The sequence below is a fragment of the Serratia sp. (in: enterobacteria) genome (assembly GCF_051654945.1).
Classification (GTDB): Bacteria; Pseudomonadota; Gammaproteobacteria; order Enterobacterales; family Enterobacteriaceae; genus Chania.
The window spans coordinates 1-16,156 of sequence record NZ_JBOFZA010000056.1; the positions used below are offsets into that span (position 1 = coordinate 1).

Below are 16,156 nucleotides of genomic sequence, written 5' to 3' on the forward strand. Positions count from 1 at the left end.
CCCGATCCACTTTGATCTGCAACACGTCCGCAAAATGGGGGCCGATCAACTGAGCGTCCATGGGATGCGGGCGATGCTGGACATGAAACGCCATTTGAGTGCGACGCTGCTTTCAGCCCCGCCGGAACATGATTTTTATATTTTCAGCACCCGCATGCGGCGGCCAGTGCTGTGCGAGACGCCGTATGATTTGCAGATTGCCAATAACGGCCAACAGATCACCGGTAAATTGCTGGACTGCGCCACTCAGCAAAACTGCTTCAACAGCAAACTGGCTCCGGCCCGAGGGCTGGAGCTGGCGGCTGGCGATCACGAGCATGCGTTGACCGTGCCCGAGGTGATGGCGCTCGGTCAGCCCTTCCCGGGGCAGGCATCGGAAGCTACACAGGCGTGGAGTTTCTTTGATGCCCTGCTGTTCCAACTGCTGGTCAAGTCCCCGCAAACCCTGGCGTCGCTAACCACGGCGCTACCGGAACTCCAGGCCGCCACGTTGATCGAGGTGTTTGCCCAGATCCCGGTGGTACAGACGCATCATGAAACTCACTTCAGCGCCCGCCTATTTAACCCCGCGAGGCTGTTTGAATCCGAAGATCGGTTGTACTACACCATCCAGCCGATGTTGATTATCGGGGACAGAAGCAGCGGCTTTGTATTACGCGCGGTGATCGAGGCCAGAACGCAGCGGCACCCGCTGCTCGTCACCTCGGTGACCTTAAAAACATGGCCATTGGCCAACAATTAACTCTAGGGATATCACCATGGAAAAGTACCAACAGGTTTATGACACCGTCACTGAAATGATTTGTGATGCCAAAGATCTCGAGATGAGCGATCTGGCACCGGAGATGCCACTGCATCAGTTGAAGCTGGACAGCCTGGACTATGTGGAGCTGATGGTGCTGGCCAAACGCGAGTTTGGGGCCACGCTGACTGCCGAAATGTTCATCGACAAGCCGAATATGACGCTGGGTGAACTCTGTCAAAGCCTGGTCGATGCACAACAGTGATCCTATGACAAAACAATGGGTGTTAGTGACAGGCGGTAGCCGGGGCATTGGCCGCGCGCTGGTGGAAGAGCTGGCCAGGCAGTGGAACGTGGTGTTCACCTGCCGTAGTGGCTCGGGGGCGGAGTCGGCAGTGAAGGAAGCCTGCGCCGGTTTATCGGGCTGGGTGGAAAGCTGCGTGTGTGACGGCAGCGACGAGCAGGCGGTGGATGCCGTGGCTCCGCAGCTGCTGGCACGCCATGGTGCGCCTTTTGCGGTGATCCATAACGCCGGGATCACGTTGGATAACCTGCATATCCAGCAAACCGGTGAGCGCTGGCGGCAGGTGATCGACACCAACCTCAACGCCATTTTCTACTGGAATCGCCATCTGCTGCCGGCGATGATGGCACAGGGGGAGGGGGCGATGGTGCTGATGTCTTCGGTGACGGGAATCAAGGGCAACACCGGGCAAACGGCCTACGGGGCCAGCAAAGCGGCGATGATCGGCATGGGGAAATCCCTGGCGCTGGAAGTGGCCCGTTTTGGTATCCGGGTGAACTGCCTGTTGCCAGGAATTATAGAAAGCGAGATGACGCAGGCGATTCCACCGGAGGCGCTGAAGGCGCTGCGCAAGCAAATCCCGCTGCGCCGCCTGGGCAAAGCCAGCGAAGTGGCGCGCACCACCGCATTTTTGATCGGTGATGACAGCCGTTATATGACGGGCCAAAGCCTGATCCTGGATGGGGGGTTAACCGTTTAAAATAAGCCCGGGGGTATCTTTGCATACCCCAGCTTCCTTTGAAAATCCCCTTTATATTACAACTCCAGGGTTGCTCTTTATCACCAGACCACCTCTTGGTAAATGATTTCTAGCTCAAAATAGTTAGGGTTAAATAAATTCCCCAGGTTGAAATTTGGTTCAAAAAATAATCTATTACACATTTTGTTACTAAAGGTTACAAATGGATTGAGGTTCTAAACCCATTGAAATTAGAGTTATTCCACAAAGTCCTGATAAGCACCTGGCTAGGTGCTTGACCAGAATTTTCTTATGTCGTTAAATCTAATTTCTGAACATAAATGGGTATAGGGAAATACTGCATGACGGCTAACACCAATCGTAAGTTTTTGAGTATGGATGAAGTACAGCGTTTACTCGATGCAATTCCTGAACATAAGAATACTGTTCGTGACAAATGCATGTTGCTGGTTTGCTTCATACATGGATTGCGCGTCTCTGAACTCTGTAATCTGCGGCTGCAGGATTTGGATTTAATCAGCGATAAATTGTATGTCAATCGCCTGAAAAACGGTTTCTCCGTCCAGCATCCGATCCAGCCTCGTGAGCGGTCTGCTTTGGTCAGTTGGTTAGCTCAGCGCCCGCAATATCTTGAAGCAGACAGTGATTTTCTGTTTTTGTCACGCCAGGGGGGTCGGCTTTCTCGTCAGCAACTGCATCGCCTGATCCGCGAGTATGGTGAACTTGCAGATCTGAATGTTCCTGTGCATCCGCATATGTTACGCCACTCCTGCGGTTATGCGCTGGCAGATACCGGTATCGATACGCGTTTAATTCAGGATTATCTGGGTCATAAAAATATTCAAAACACGGTGATTTATACCGCTAGTAATGCCTGGCGTTTTCGCTCGATTTCGTTATAAATTAAAACCGGTAGGGAAAGCAACCTCCTTAATTCATCAATGATAGTTAGTGTCATCTAATGATGATTGAGCTTAGTTTGATAGCTATACTCTCTCTAATGAAATCAGGTGGTCATTAAGGGGGGGCTCTAAGCTCGACTCCTCTGGGTTATTTAAGATGGTTCAAGATCGGACGCGCCATAAAGGGTGAAAGCCTGCTGGAACCATTAAAATAAATTGGCATTCATATAAGTCAATATCGGTTATTATCCTCACTGTCGAGTGCTTATTTTGTTACTGCGCAATTAAATTATCTAGGAACTATCTTAGAAAAGAAGAGAAAGTAACTCTTATCGACAGGCTTTTGCGGCTTGGGATTTTTTCTGCCAGATACCCTTAGTCATTCCATGGCTGTTGTCATTTTTCCTCTCCGCTATACTGATCTAGGGGCGGCTGAAGCTGTAACCACCCTTGCATCAGCGATCCCATTAATCTTGTAGGTATGTAAAAGGATGAATAGCCCTGCACATTTCTTTGTAAAGTTACAGTGAGGCACTATGAATAATCGCAAGCATCTGACTCCTTCCGAAGTTGCGCGCCTGCTTGGGGCTACCCAGCAAGGTAAGCACCCGGAGCGCGATTACTGTTTGATTTGGATGTGTTTTATCCACGGGTGTCGCGTCAGTGAGATCAACCGTTGGCGCCTTTCCGATATCGATCTGGAGGGTAAAAGCATTTATATCCATCGATTGAAAAACGGCTTTTCCACCATTCATCCTTTATATGCCAAAGAACATAAAGCGCTACGCGCCTGGCTGAAAGTCAGAAGTAATTATCGAGGTGCTGACAGCGACTGGTTATTCCTTTCCGAGAAAGGCAATCATCTATCCCGCCAGCGGATCTATTGGTTAATGCGCAATTACAGTGAGTTGGCTGGTCTGGAGGTCAATGCCCACCCCCACATGCTGCGGCATGGCTGCGGATTTGCACTGGCAGACCGAGGGATAGATACTCGATTGATTCAGGATTTCCTGGGGCATAAGAATATTCAGCATACCGTACTTTATACGGCCAGCAACGCGCGGAGGTTTAAGGAAGTTTGGTAAACGAAATGTAATGATTTAATTCACCCGGTACACTTTGAACTAAACTGTCACGCACTCTAAGGATTATCTTTTTGCGAGTCAACAAATTTGTTATAGCGAGTGTTTTTATTTTTTAAATTTCACTTATATCAATGAATTGCGTCGTTTTCTTGCCAATTTTTTTTCATGGTTTTTTCCCAGTTCGTTCTTGTTTATCACTTTTCAGACCTATCATGACGCCCCCTCACTTCCGATCAGAATAGTCCCATTGGTTAGCTATTGTTTACTATCTGATCTTCTGCTGAAGTTTAATGCTGTCAATTTTAAAATTTCAGTACAAAAAACTGGACGGTACACTTTAGTTCAAAATGACTCGTCGGTTAGACAAGGCTTAACGGCCCGAGCAGTTATTTAACGGGCGAGGTTATCGCTAGGAACTAAATAAACAGGGAACGACATAAGGCTATGTCAAATAATTTTGCTATGCACATGGGTGCATTACATTAAAGGAAAGTGTTGTATGAAAAAGAATCTGATCGCTGTTGCCGTATTGGCCTCTTCTGTATTTGCCGTTACTGCTGCTGCCGCTGCTGATGGTCAAGTTGATTTTGTTGGTAAAATCACCGATGACGCTTGTGTTGTGACTAACAACCCAAGCAGCCCGCTGCAAGTGAACCTGGGTGAAGTCGCTACCACTTCTTTCAACGTTGCTGGCGTTCCGACTGCGGGTGTTAAATCTTCTGCAACCAATTTCACCATCAAATTGACTGGCTGCCCGGCTGCGGCAACTCAAGCTTCAGTCAAATTTGACGGTGTCGCTGTTTCTGGTGACAACACCGTGCTGGCACTGACTGCTGGTGGCGCAACGGGCGTAGGTATTCAGTTGAGCGATGATGCTAACACTGTAGTACCACTGTTTACCGCTTCCAAGTCATATCCACTGGTTGTGGGTAATAACGACCTGAACTTCGTTGCACGCTATATCTCTACCTCCGCCACCATTACTTCTGGTGTTGCGAACTCCACCGCTAGCTTCACCCTTAACTACAACTAAGACTTTACCGATTCGACGTAGAGATTAGTGGTTCTGATTTCAGGCCAGCGGTAGTTGAGCTGGCCTTTATGTCTCATTTTAGGGGTGTTTGTATGAAATTTATTCCTGCCACAGTACTGATGAGCTTGCTGATGATGAGTTGTGCAACTCAGGCCGGCGTAATTGTGGGCGGTACGCGTCTGATTTATGAAGGCGGTAAAAAGGAGTCTTCACTGAGCGTCAGTAACCCGGACAAGGGGCCGTACCTCATCCAGACCTGGGTAGAGACCACCGCAGGTGGCGCTGAGAAAGCCCCCTTTGTGGTGACCCCGCCGCTGTTCCGCCTGGATGGCGACCAGAAAAACGTCCTGCGCGTGGTGCGTGCCGGGGGCAATCTGCCCTCCGATAAAGAATCGTTGTATTGGATGAATATCAAGTCCATCCCCGCAGCCAGCAAAGGTGAAGTCCACAATACGCTGCAAATTGCGGTGAAGACGCGCATCAAGCTGATTTACCGCCCTCAGGGCATCAAAGGCACGCCGGAGCAAGTCTCAGAGAAACTTACCTGGCAGCGCAGTGGTAATAACCTGCAGGTGACCAACCCGACGCCGTTTTATATGAATTTCTATGAAGTGAAGGTTGCAGGCAAGAAATTGAACGATGTGACCTATGTGGCTCCGATGAGTACGGCAAGCTTTGCACTGCCAACCGGAGTGAGCGGTGGCCCGCTCAGCTGGAAGATTATCAATGACTACGGGGCGGTAAGCAAAGAGCAACTCGCGGCGTTATAGCAGGACTTGCAAGGTATAGCGTTGATTGAGTAGGCATCCCCACAGGCCGTGGGGCACAGGACACAGGGGGGGATTTCACCCTGCAGGCAATGGAGTAAAACGGATGAATAACAATAAAAGCCAGGCCGGGCATTCGCCACGCATCAGCAGGCTGGCTTATTTGATTGCTACCCAGTTGGCATTGATGGGAACCCTATCCTTTAGCGTACAGGCGCGTGACTATTTTAACCCTGCACTGCTGCAAATGGATAACCCAAACCAGGGCGCGACAGATTTAACGGTTTTTGAAGAAGGCATAGGTCAGGCACCAGGCACCTATCGGGTCGATGTCTATCTCAATAACGAACAGCAGGACACAAGGGATGTCACGTTCAGCATGCAAAAAGGGGCTGATGGCAAAGAGCATCTGCAACCTTGTCTGAGCGTAGAGCAACTTAGTGCTTTGGGGGTGAAAACCGATCTTTTCCCAGCGCTGGGTGATGCCAAGACACAATGCGCCAACATCAGTGCCATTCCCCAGGCCAGCGCCAAGTTCCGTTTCAGCGAACAGCAATTGCTGATCAGTATTCCTCAGGCAGCCCTCTCACAGAAAGCACGCGGTTACGTTCCTGAAAGCCAGTGGGATCAAGGTATCCCGGCATTACTGCTCAACTACAACATGAGCGGTGCCAATACTTATGCACGTAATGGCAATAGCCGAGACAGCAACAGCCAGTACGTCAACCTGCGGCCAGGTGTCAACATCGGGGCGTGGCGGTTGCGTAATTATACGACCTGGAGCCGAAGCAGTGATGGGCAGGATAAATGGGACACCATCTATACCTATGCCCAGCGTGACATTATCGCGCTGAAAAGTCAGATGACGCTGGGGGATAGCAGTTCGCCTTCGGACGTGTTCGACAGCGTACCGTTCCGCGGCGGGCAGTTGGCCTCGGACGACGAAATGATACCGGACAGCATGAAGGGCTATGCGCCAGTGGTACGGGGTATTGCACGAACCAATGCGCAGGTGATTATCCGCCAGAACGGCTACGTGATTTACCAGAGTTACGTGGCGCCAGGTGCCTTTGAAATCAATGATATGTTCCCTACCGGGGGCAGCGGTGACCTGGTGGTGACTATCAAGGAAGCCGACGGTAGCCAACAGCAGATGGTGGTGCCGTTTGCCTCGCTGCCAGTGCTGCAGCGTGAGGGTCGTCTGAAGTACTCGCTCACCAGCGGGCAGTACCGTTCTTATGACAACAGCATAGACAAGACCCTGTTCAGCCAGGGTACGGCGATTTATGGTCTGTCCAATGGCTTTACTGCCTACGGCGGTGGCCAGTTTGCCAGCAAGTACCAGTCAGTGGCCTTGGGGCTGGGCAAGAACATGGGTGACATCGGTGCCATATCGGCAGACGTAACCCAGGCTTGGTCTACGATGCAAGACCAACCTAAAACCGATGGCCAATCATGGCGAGTTCGTTACAGCAAGAACCTCGTACAGACCGGTACCAACTTCTCGATTGCCGGTTACCGTTACTCTACTGCTGGCTACTACAGCTTGCAGGAAGTAATGGACACCTACCGTGACGGTAGTAGCTACCGGCTCACCGACCGCAAGCGCAACCGCAGCGAGTTGACCATCAGCCAGAACCTGGGAGATGCGGCGGGGACCCTGTCATTAAACTGGATCAGCGAAGACTATTGGAACAGCGATCGCACCTTACGCTCGATTGGTGCCGGCTATAACAACAGCTGGAACGGCATTAGTTACGGGTTGAGCTACAGCTATAACGAAAACTCGACGGCCAGTGGCAACAGCAGCGGCGCCGTTTATGACCGCGATCAGATATTTGCGCTTAACGTCAGCATACCGCTGGATCGTTGGTTGAGCAGGACTTATGCCAGCTACAACATGAACACCAGCCAGAAAGGATCCACCAACAATTCTGTCGGCCTGAACGGCACGGCGTTAGCGGACAACAACCTGAGCTGGGGCGTACAGGAAAGCTATGGCAACAAAGGCATCGGCAACGGCGGCAACCTGAATGCCGACTATCGCGGTACCTATGGGGAAGTATTGGCGGGTTATGCCTACGATCGCAATAGTCAACGTCTGAACTACGGCCTGACAGGCGGTATTGTGGCGCACCAGGACGGGGTGACCTTCGGCCAACCGTTGGGTGAAACCATTGCGCTGGTGAAAGCACCAGGAGCCAACGGCACGGGAGTTAACAACCAGACCGGGGTGAAAACCGACTGGCGTGGCTATGCCATCGTGCCGTACGTCAGCCCTTATCGCAAGAATCAGGTGCAGCTGAATACCGAAACTATGGCGGATGACGTTGAGGTGGAGTTGACCTCTCAGAACGTGGTGCCAACCCGTGGCGCGGTGGTTCGAGCTAACTTCCAGGCCAACGTGGGTCAGCGAATATTGATGACGCTGTTACGCCAGGGCGGCGCACCGGTACCGTTCGGTGCCACGGTGAGCGATCCGGCACAGAAAACAGCACAGGGCTTTATCGTCGGGGACGGTGGCCAGGTTTACCTGACCGGCATGGCAGACAGCGGCAGCCTGAACGTGAAGTGGGGCAGCGGTTCAGACCAACAGTGTCAGGTGAGTTACTCCCTGACAAAACAGACAACAGAAAGTGCTGGCATTCAGATGTTGAATGCGCAGTGCCGGTAAGGAACTATGATGAAGTTAATCAGGTTAGTTAAATTAACACTGGGCGGCCTGCTGTGCCTGTTTTCCGTATCCAGCTTTGCGGCAACCGGCTGGTGTAGCACGGTAGGCGGCACGAAGATATATAACTTCCCCTTTGTCAAACAGTTCGACAATCCAGAGGATAACAAGGCTGGCACGTATTTTAATCGAACCTATCAGTGGAATTTAGGTGGGAATTACTCTGCTGATTGTGATTGTACAGGTTCGGCTATTACCTACTATAAGGCAGAGGTACCTGGCAATCTGACCTATACACGGGACTATGATGGATTACATTTTTATTCAATAAATCAATATTTGGAAGTTGCCACTGAATTGTGGGTTGGTGGGGCTGCGGTGGATTATTTCCCCACCCCGTTCACGACAGAGGTGAGCAATAAGTATGTCAGTGCTTGTAAAGGGATAACTAACTGGTCGTCCGGTAATAATGGCTATGTTTCTTTGTACTTTACCAGGCCATTTGTGGGACAGGTTGTCATACCCAATACCAAGATCCTGGACCTTTATGGCACAAAAGTCAGCGGATCCTATGGCGGGATGCCGATGTCGTCTATCTATATGAGCGGGTCGGTAACGGTACCACAATCTTGTAATATTAATGCCGGACAGGTCATTAATGTCAATTTTGGCAATATCATGTCAAATGACATCAAAACCAAGGGTGATATTGCCAATGGATTTACCCCCAAAGTCGTTAATATGACGTTGGCGTGTAGCAATATTTCTGACGGTGTAGTCGTTAGCTTATCCTTTAGTGGCGAGCCATCGGATGGGGATCCAACCGCATTGAAGACGGACAATAATGCTATCGGGGTTCGGGTACGCGATGCAAACGATAATATCGTGCCGCCGGTCAATGGACGTCTGCCTGTCACCTTCGACTATCCCTCACAATCGGGTACCAGCTCTATGACTCTGGCACCCATGAACGTGACTGGCAATGCTCCGACGGTAGGGCAGTTTAATGCCGTGGCCACCATTAATGCAGAAATTAACTAAGTTTTTTTAACTCAAGGAAATCAGGCAGGAATTTCCTGCCTGAATATAGACGGGAACAGTAAGGAAACCTCATGAAAAAACAAACTCAACGCACGCTGCTCGCCTTGGTTATTTTGGGTGCCGGTGTTCATCAGGTAGTGGCAGCCCCAACTCAGGTCAATATTACCGGCGTTGTGGTCGCTTCACCTTGTACGGTAGACACCACCAACTCAGATTTGAACGTTAGTCTGGGGACCAATATTCAGGCGAGGGACCTGACGACGGCAGGAAACACCTCCACGGCGGTGCCATTCAAGCTGGTAGTGAAGGACTGTCCAACTGCAACCACCAAAGTTACCGCAGCGTTTAGCGGCACGGCGGACGCTGCGGCTGGCGGGCGCTACGCGACGACCAGCGGTGCGGGTATGGCAGATAACGTGGCGGTAGAAGTGGCGCAAGATGTGGCCCCTTATACCTTGCAAAACCCGGGATCTACCATGGATACGACGGTGGTAGGAACCTCGGCAACATTTTTACTGAGAGCCAGTGCTTATGCCAAAGGCGTGGTTACGCCGGGTAATATCGCTTCGGTAATGTCAGTCGACTTTACCTATAACTGATGAGCCAAGTCAGTTATCGCGGTGGGTAAACGCGGTTAAGTTTGACGGTCCGTAGATATTTTTCTGGCCATTGAACAATAAATACCAAGCTGCGAATTGGCGAAGAGAGCCTTCATATTGGCACCCAGTTTATTTTGGGTGCCAATCATTATCAGGGCAAGCCGGGTCATTAATAAAGGAACTATGATCATGATGACATCAACCGTATGGAACAGCATTCCGCTACCGAAAATGCAGACGGCATGCCGCATAGATCGGCTATTGCTGATGGACGCTTGCCCGATAACCCGAGCCGGGATCTATTCTGCATTTCAGCCGCCGCAATTTCAGGTCCTTGATTGTGTGCAGGTAGAGAAAGTGCGCGATCTGCCTGCTGCGATGCAGCAGGGCAAAGTGAACGTAGTGGTTACCGAACTCTGTGGAGAAGGTGAGTCGGTATTAGAGGGCCTGCGCATGATTGGCCATTTGCGCCAGTACTGGGAGCGGGTACCGCTTATCGTCGCTACCACCTTGCAGGAGCCGCACCTGCTGGCACAGTTGAGAAATTTACGGGTCGGCGGTATTTACCTCAAGCAGGATCCCCTGTCATCACTGACACAAGGCGTGCTCTGTGCGCTGGCGGGGTTGTCCAGCCTTAGCCCGTCAGCGGTGGCATTGCTGGGCAGTGGCGCGCCGTCATTGTCGTTAACCGGACGTGAGATGGACGTACTGGAGTGCCTGTTTTCCGGTAGAACGGTGACTGAAACGGCACGGGTGTTGGCTCGGGATGTCCGCACTATCAGCACCCACAAACGCCGAGCGATGTATAAACTCGGTTTCCACAGTGATAGCGATCTCTACACTCGTGGAGATTATCTAGCGCGTAATGGATTACTGGTCTAGGAGTCGCCGCATGAAAACATCCTTATCGGTCATAAAGTTGGCCGTCGTTGCCCCCTTACCTCCGTTGCAGGCCGGGGTTGCACATTTTATTCAGAGCTTGGGTCCTTCCTCTCACTTTGTGGTGATGGTTTCTTCGCTGGAGCAGTTGCTGGCGCAGTGGTCGCCGCCACAAATCGACCTGTTGGCGGTGGTACTCAGTGGTTCGCCGCAGGAGATTGCTCACGATACGCAGCAGTTGCTGCTGCTCTCTGAACGTGTTCCTACGCTGCATATCGTGGTGTGTACCTATTGTCGGGACATGTCGTTGTTAACGCTGCTGAATGCCAGGCCTCACATCAGCCTGCTTGCCCGTCAGGAGTCGCAGGATCAGACGCGCCGGGATATGGCGCTGGCGTTGACCGGTGCCAAGGTCTGTAGCCCCAGCCTGGCAAAGTACCTGCAGCCCAATTCCTCTCCTGCACAAGAGCAAGACAATTTGGTGGTGCTGACACAGGCAGAGCACAAGGTACTGGAGCATTTGCAGCAGGGAATGAGCGTTTCTGACGTTGCTGATTTACTGCATCGCAGTGTCAAAACCATCAGCGCACATAAGTGTAATAGCATGCGCAAGCTGGGGGTTCGCAACGACGCTGAATTGTTCCACCACTTGCGTGGTCTGGTCACCGACACGCCGCGTGGCATGCTGCATTATCCTTTGCAGGCCACGACGTGATAAGCCTGAAGCGAGACCGCGTGGTGGTAGTTTCACCGTGCTGTTTCTTTCAGGCAGGGATTTGGACATTACTTACCACCCACTCGCTATCACGGGTCTGGCACTGCCAGAAGATCGCACAGGCGCAACGGTATCTGGCTGCACAGCCCGTTGATATGGTGGTTATGTCCTTGCACATCGGTCAACAGGCGGACCTATTGCTGGCCTTGCGCTTTATTCAGCAGGTGCGTATCTCTTTCCCCGGTGTCGCGCTACTGGTTACTTTGGATGTTCCCATTCCGTATCTGGTTACGCGGTTGTATCGTTTGGGGGTGAGGCATATCCTGCGTCTGGGGCAACCATTGGGCCTATGGCAGGCTCAGTTGCGTCAGATGTTGTTGGGGGAGGATAGCCGGGTGGGTGGCGCTTTGCCGGGGGCCGATGAGGAAACGTTGTCCATGGCAGAGAGGCAAGTGGTGGAATACCTGATACAGGGGAAAACCCTGGCAGAAATTGCCACACTGACGAGGCGCAGTATCAAAACGATCTCGACACAGAAGACACAGGCAATGCACAAACTGGGGATCCGCCACTATGCCCAACTGATCGCGGTACAAAGCATTTTTGTCGACAGTGGGTTGTCCCATGACCGAATACCGGTGGCCGGAGGTTCGGCACCAACCCTTTGGTATTATTGGTAACTGGCAACCCCGCCTCTCAGCCGAAGCCGAAAGGCGGCCAGGAAAGTAAAACGGATCAGCTAAAACGCATCGAGAGGTCGAGCGCGGTAACGTGTTTGGTCAGTGCCCCAACGGAAATATAATCTACCCCGGTTTCGGCAAATTCGCGCAGGGTTCGATCGGTGACGTTACCGGAGACTTCCAACTGCGTACGTCCTTGGGCCAGGGCTACGGCCTCGCGCATCATCTCGACGCTGAAATTGTCCAGCATCACTATGTCAGCCCCGGCATCCAATGCCTGTTGCAACTCATCCAACGATTCGACTTCCACCTCTACCGGCACATCTGCATGCAGCCAAAAGGCTTTCGCTACCGCGTTCTTGATCGAGCCAGCAGCAATAATATGGTTTTCCTTGATCAGGAATGCATCCGAAAGACCCAGACGGTGATTACTGCCACCGCCACACAGCACGGCATATTTCAGCGCAGTGCGCAGGCCGGGCAGAGTCTTACGGGTATCCAGCAGCCGGGTTTGCGTGCCTTGCAGCAGTTCGACATAACGGTTTACCGCCGAGGCCACGCCAGACAGCGTTTGCACAAAGTTCAGCGCGGTACGTTCACCCGTCAGCAGGATGCGTGCCGAGCCACTCAGGTGGCATAGCGGTTGGTTGGGCACCAGTTTATCGCCATCTTCTACTAACCACTCGATCTTCACCTGTCCACCCAGTTGGATAAACACCTCTTCCAACCAGCGGCGGCCACAGAAGACGCCGGGTTCACGGGTGATCACCGTGGCTTTGGCCTGTTTATCGGCGGGTAACAGTTGTGCGGTGATATCGCGCTCGGCATCTACGGTGCCCCCCAGATCTTCGCTCAGCGCCTGGGCGACGGCGGCAGGGACATCATTGGCAATACGTTCGAGAAGCGCGGTACGGCGGCTGTCGGCACTGTAGCGACGTGTCGGCATAGCAAACTCCGGAAATGGACGGTAGGTCGGTGGATCCACATGCTACTCTGTTTTATAGCCCCGCGCCAGCCGCTAGTTTTACATAATATCAATGAGTTAGAAAGGCCAGCCAGGGGGCGTGAGATGCAGGTGAAATCATTCAGCATCATTAGAACACCGGTGTAAATATCTCCGCAGTTGGCCATTGATTGTGTCTGCAACTTGATTGCATTCTTGAATAGTTGTGTATAAAATTTTATACAGTAATGCAATGGGAGTCTTGGCGGATGGATCCAAAAAAGATTGACTGGCGCGGTAGTTCTCTTAAGGATTTGCAAGCGTTTCCAGAAGATACCCGCGCCATTGCTGGCCATGAATTGCGTAAAGTGCAGTTTGGGCAGGAACCCGCTGACTTGAAGTCGATAAATGACTGGGGTTCTGGCGTCATAGAAATTCGATTGGTTAACGAGCGGAGCAAAAAGAAATGACAGAGAAAATTGATACGGCCTCGTGCCATGTCACTCATCCTGGTGACAATATCTTCGCTGATTTGGGTTTCTCTGAGGGGAAAGCTGCAGAATTGTTGGCCAAATCCAATGAAGATATTGCACAAACCAATGAAATGAAAAAGCAGCTAATGTCTGAGATCTCCGGCTGGATAAAGGTTAAAGGGTATAAGCAAGTAAAAGCAGCACAGATATTGCGAGTATCCCGCCCAAGAGTCTCTGATGTCGTTAACCAGAAAACGGAAAAGTTCACCCTGGACTCGCTGGTTGGGATGATGGGCAGTATCGGCAAAAAAGTCAGAATGATTATTGAGTAACAAAACCGCCGTGTTGAACAGCACCTTGTCGCTGAAGCTGTTACCATCGTAAGTACTATGCTGAGGAACTTGACTGAGGGAGAGGATTAGCTAATGACGCTGTTTACGCTATTACTGGTTTTGGCGTGGGAACGCCTGTTTAAACTGGGTGAGCATTGGCAGTTGGATCATCGTTTAGAAGTGGTGTTTCAGCGGCTGCATCGGTTTTCTTTGGCACAGACCCTGGCGTTGACCCTGGTCTGGATGTTCGTCGTATGGGGCATCCTGTGGTTGGCACAGGGCCTGTTCTTCGGCGTGGTGGCACTGCTGCTGTGGATTGTGATCGGCCTGCTGTGCGTTGGGGCCGGGATCAAGCGCAAACATTATCGGGCCTATTTGCAGGCCGCGCGGCAGGGCGATAGCCACGCCAGCGATCAGATGGCGGAAGAGTTGGCGCTGATCCACGGTTTGCCGGTGGATTGCAGCGAGGAAGAACGCTTGCGTGAGTTGCAAAACGCCCTGCTATGGATTAACTATCGTTACTACCTGGCTCCGCTATTCTGGTTTGCGGTGTGCGGGCCCTATGGGCCAATCGCCCTGGCGGGCTATGCGTTTCTGCGTGCCTACCAAACCTGGTTGGCAAGACACCATTCGCCGTTGCAACGCTCGCAAACGGGCATCGACTTCTTGTTGCATGTGGCTGACTGGATCCCGGTTCGTCTGGCAGGGGTGGCCTATGCGCTGATCGGCCATGGTGAAAGGGCGCTGCCCGCGTGGTTTGCTTCGCTGGGGGATCGCCATACTTCGCAGTATCAGGTGTTGACGCGTCTGGCGCAGTTCTCTCTGGCCCGCGAACCGCATAACGATCCGGTGCAGACGCCGCGTGCGGCGGTGACTTTGGCGCGTAAGGTGACGATGATTGTGGTGGTCGTCGTGGCGATATTAACCATCTACGGCACCTTGCTTTGAGGGTAACGGCGGGCGCAGAGTTGCGCCCGCCAGCAGATTACAGCTTGGCGAAGCAGCGGCGTGCGGCATCGATGGTGCGCTGAATATCTTCGTCGCTGTGTGCAACAGACATAAAGCCAGCCTCGAACGCTGACGGCGCCAGATAAACTCCCTCATCCAACATCAGATGGAAGAAGCGCTTGAAGCGCTCAACATCGCAACCCATCACGTCTTGATAGCAGGTGACCGTCGGCGCGTCGGTAAAGAACAGCCCGAACATGCCGCCCACATGGTTGACGACAAACGGGATATTCTCCGCCTTGGCCGCTGCCAACAGGCCTTCTGCCAGCTTGGTGGTCAGTTCGGTCAACGTCTGGTGAATGCCAACCTGGGAAACCTCGGTCAGACAGGCGAAACCGGCGGCCATGGCAATCGGGTTGCCAGACAGCGTACCTGCCTGATACACCGGCCCGGTAGGCGCCAGGGCAGCCATCACTTCACGGCGGCCACCGAAGGCCCCCACCGGCATACCGCCACCGATAATTTTGCCCAGACAGGTCAGGTCTGGCACCACATCGTAATAAGACTGAGCACCGGCCAGTGCGACGCGGAAACCGGTCATTACTTCGTCAATGATCAACAGCGCGCCATATTTGTCGCACAGAGCGCGCAGGCCAGGCAGGAAGTCAGGCTGCGGTGGAATGCAGTTCATGTTGCCCGCGACAGGCTCAACGATGATACAGGCGATCTCTGAAGGGTACTGCTCAAACGCGGTACGCACGGAATCGAGATCGTTATAGGTGCAGGTCAGCGTGTGCTTGGCGAAGTCTGCCGGCACGCCCGGTGAGTTCGGCTGGCCCAGCGTCAGTGCACCGGAACCGGCTTTCACCAGCAGGCAGTCGGCATGGCCGTGGTAGCAGCCTTCAAACTTGATGATTTTGTCACGGTTGGTGTACCCCCGAGCCAGACGAATAGCGCTCATGGTTGCTTCTGTACCGGAGTTGACCATACGTACCATATCCATCGTTGGCACCAGCGTGGTCACCAACTCGGCCATTTTCACTTCCATCTCGGTAGGTGCGCCGAAGCTCAGGCCGCGCTGTGCCGCCTCGATCACCGCATTGCGGATCGCCGGATGATTATGGCCCAGCACCATCGGGCCCCAGGAACCTACATAATCGATATAGGCTTTGCCATCGGCATCAAACAGATAGGCACCGTCGGCACGTTCGATAAACAGCGGAGTACCGCCTACACCGGTGAATGCACGCACTGGGGAGTTAACTCCGCCTGGGATCAGCTGTTGCGCCTGGGCGTACAGACTTTCGGACTTACTGTGTAAGCTCATAAACCGGCTCCTGGG

At 52.5% G+C, this 16,156-nt stretch carries 18 protein-coding genes; 16 read left to right on the forward strand and 2 right to left on the reverse strand.

Annotation, left to right across the window (positions count from 1 at the left end; genetic code table 11):
- The 13 genes from ACRDCA_RS07975 to ACRDCA_RS08035 form a co-directional block, all read left to right on the forward strand.
- Positions 1-742 (forward strand): hypothetical protein (locus ACRDCA_RS07975; RefSeq protein ID WP_438689051.1); only part of this gene is annotated, 742 nt, incomplete at its 5' end.
- Between the two features lie 16 nt (positions 743-758).
- Complete coding sequence (locus tag ACRDCA_RS07980) at positions 759-1,007, forward strand: acyl carrier protein (RefSeq protein ID WP_438689052.1); 249 nt, start codon at positions 759-761, stop codon at positions 1,005-1,007.
- Positions 1,008-1,011: 4 nt separating this feature from the next.
- On the forward strand, positions 1,012-1,746 hold the full coding sequence (locus ACRDCA_RS07985; protein ID WP_438689053.1) for an SDR family oxidoreductase: 735 nt from the start codon (positions 1,012-1,014) through the stop codon (positions 1,744-1,746).
- Between the two features lie 341 nt (positions 1,747-2,087).
- Positions 2,088-2,648: a tyrosine-type DNA invertase gene (locus ACRDCA_RS07990; RefSeq protein ID WP_438689054.1), complete on the forward strand. Its 561-nt coding sequence runs from the start codon at positions 2,088-2,090 to the stop codon at positions 2,646-2,648.
- Positions 2,649-3,184: 536 nt separating this feature from the next.
- Positions 3,185-3,733, forward strand: a complete 549-nt coding sequence (locus ACRDCA_RS07995) for a tyrosine-type DNA invertase (protein WP_438689055.1) — start codon at positions 3,185-3,187, stop codon at positions 3,731-3,733.
- A gap of 499 nt (positions 3,734-4,232) precedes the next feature.
- A complete protein-coding gene (locus ACRDCA_RS08000; RefSeq protein WP_438689056.1) occupies positions 4,233-4,766 on the forward strand; it encodes a fimbrial protein in 534 nt (177 codons plus the stop codon).
- Between the two features lie 92 nt (positions 4,767-4,858).
- Positions 4,859-5,536 (forward strand): fimbrial biogenesis chaperone, encoded by a 678-nt coding sequence (locus tag ACRDCA_RS08005; RefSeq protein WP_438689057.1) that lies wholly within the window; start codon positions 4,859-4,861, stop codon positions 5,534-5,536.
- A gap of 103 nt (positions 5,537-5,639) precedes the next feature.
- Entirely contained in the window at positions 5,640-8,207 is a 2,568-nt protein-coding gene (locus ACRDCA_RS08010; RefSeq protein WP_438689058.1) for a fimbria/pilus outer membrane usher protein, read from the forward strand.
- A gap of 6 nt (positions 8,208-8,213) precedes the next feature.
- Positions 8,214-9,245 carry a fimbrial protein gene (locus ACRDCA_RS08015; RefSeq protein ID WP_438689059.1) on the forward strand — a complete coding sequence of 344 codons (1,032 nt, stop codon included), beginning with the start codon at positions 8,214-8,216 and terminating at the stop codon, positions 9,243-9,245.
- A gap of 71 nt (positions 9,246-9,316) precedes the next feature.
- Entirely contained in the window at positions 9,317-9,844 is a 528-nt protein-coding gene (locus tag ACRDCA_RS08020) for a fimbrial protein (RefSeq protein WP_438689060.1), read from the forward strand.
- Positions 9,845-10,033: 189 nt separating this feature from the next.
- A complete protein-coding gene (locus ACRDCA_RS08025; protein WP_438689061.1) occupies positions 10,034-10,726 on the forward strand; it encodes a LuxR C-terminal-related transcriptional regulator in 693 nt (230 codons plus the stop codon).
- A gap of 10 nt (positions 10,727-10,736) precedes the next feature.
- A complete protein-coding gene (locus ACRDCA_RS08030) occupies positions 10,737-11,438 on the forward strand; it encodes a LuxR C-terminal-related transcriptional regulator (RefSeq protein WP_438689062.1) in 702 nt (233 codons plus the stop codon).
- Positions 11,435-12,118 (forward strand): helix-turn-helix transcriptional regulator, encoded by a 684-nt coding sequence (locus tag ACRDCA_RS08035; protein ID WP_438689063.1) that lies wholly within the window; start codon positions 11,435-11,437, stop codon positions 12,116-12,118. The genes ACRDCA_RS08030 and ACRDCA_RS08035 overlap by 4 nt, the downstream gene beginning before the upstream one ends.
- A 55-nt stretch (positions 12,119-12,173) precedes the next feature.
- Here ACRDCA_RS08035 and nadC read toward each other — a convergent pair whose 3' ends face one another.
- The gene (nadC, locus tag ACRDCA_RS08040; protein ID WP_025120530.1) at positions 12,174-13,064 is read right to left on the reverse strand and encodes a carboxylating nicotinate-nucleotide diphosphorylase; all 891 of its coding nucleotides are present in this window, start codon (positions 13,062-13,064) and stop codon (positions 12,174-12,176) included.
- Positions 13,065-13,330: 266 nt separating this feature from the next.
- Here nadC and ACRDCA_RS08045 point away from each other — a divergent pair, with 266 nt between their 5' ends.
- The 3 genes from ACRDCA_RS08045 to ampE all read left to right on the forward strand — a co-directional run bounded on the left by ACRDCA_RS08045 (position 13,331) and on the right by ampE (position 14,814).
- Positions 13,331-13,531: a hypothetical protein gene (locus tag ACRDCA_RS08045; RefSeq protein ID WP_438689064.1), complete on the forward strand. Its 201-nt coding sequence runs from the start codon at positions 13,331-13,333 to the stop codon at positions 13,529-13,531.
- Entirely contained in the window at positions 13,528-13,866 is a 339-nt protein-coding gene (locus tag ACRDCA_RS08050; protein ID WP_438689065.1) for a helix-turn-helix domain-containing protein, read from the forward strand. The genes ACRDCA_RS08045 and ACRDCA_RS08050 overlap by 4 nt, the downstream gene beginning before the upstream one ends.
- Before the next feature lie 93 nt (positions 13,867-13,959).
- Complete coding sequence (ampE, locus tag ACRDCA_RS08055; protein WP_438689066.1) at positions 13,960-14,814, forward strand: beta-lactamase regulator AmpE; 855 nt, start codon at positions 13,960-13,962, stop codon at positions 14,812-14,814.
- Positions 14,815-14,851: 37 nt separating this feature from the next.
- Here ampE and hemL read toward each other — a convergent pair whose 3' ends face one another.
- Positions 14,852-16,141 carry a glutamate-1-semialdehyde 2,1-aminomutase gene (gene hemL, locus ACRDCA_RS08060; RefSeq protein WP_438689067.1) on the reverse strand — a complete coding sequence of 430 codons (1,290 nt, stop codon included), beginning with the start codon at positions 16,139-16,141 and terminating at the stop codon, positions 14,852-14,854.
- Positions 16,142-16,156 lie beyond the last annotated feature (15 nt).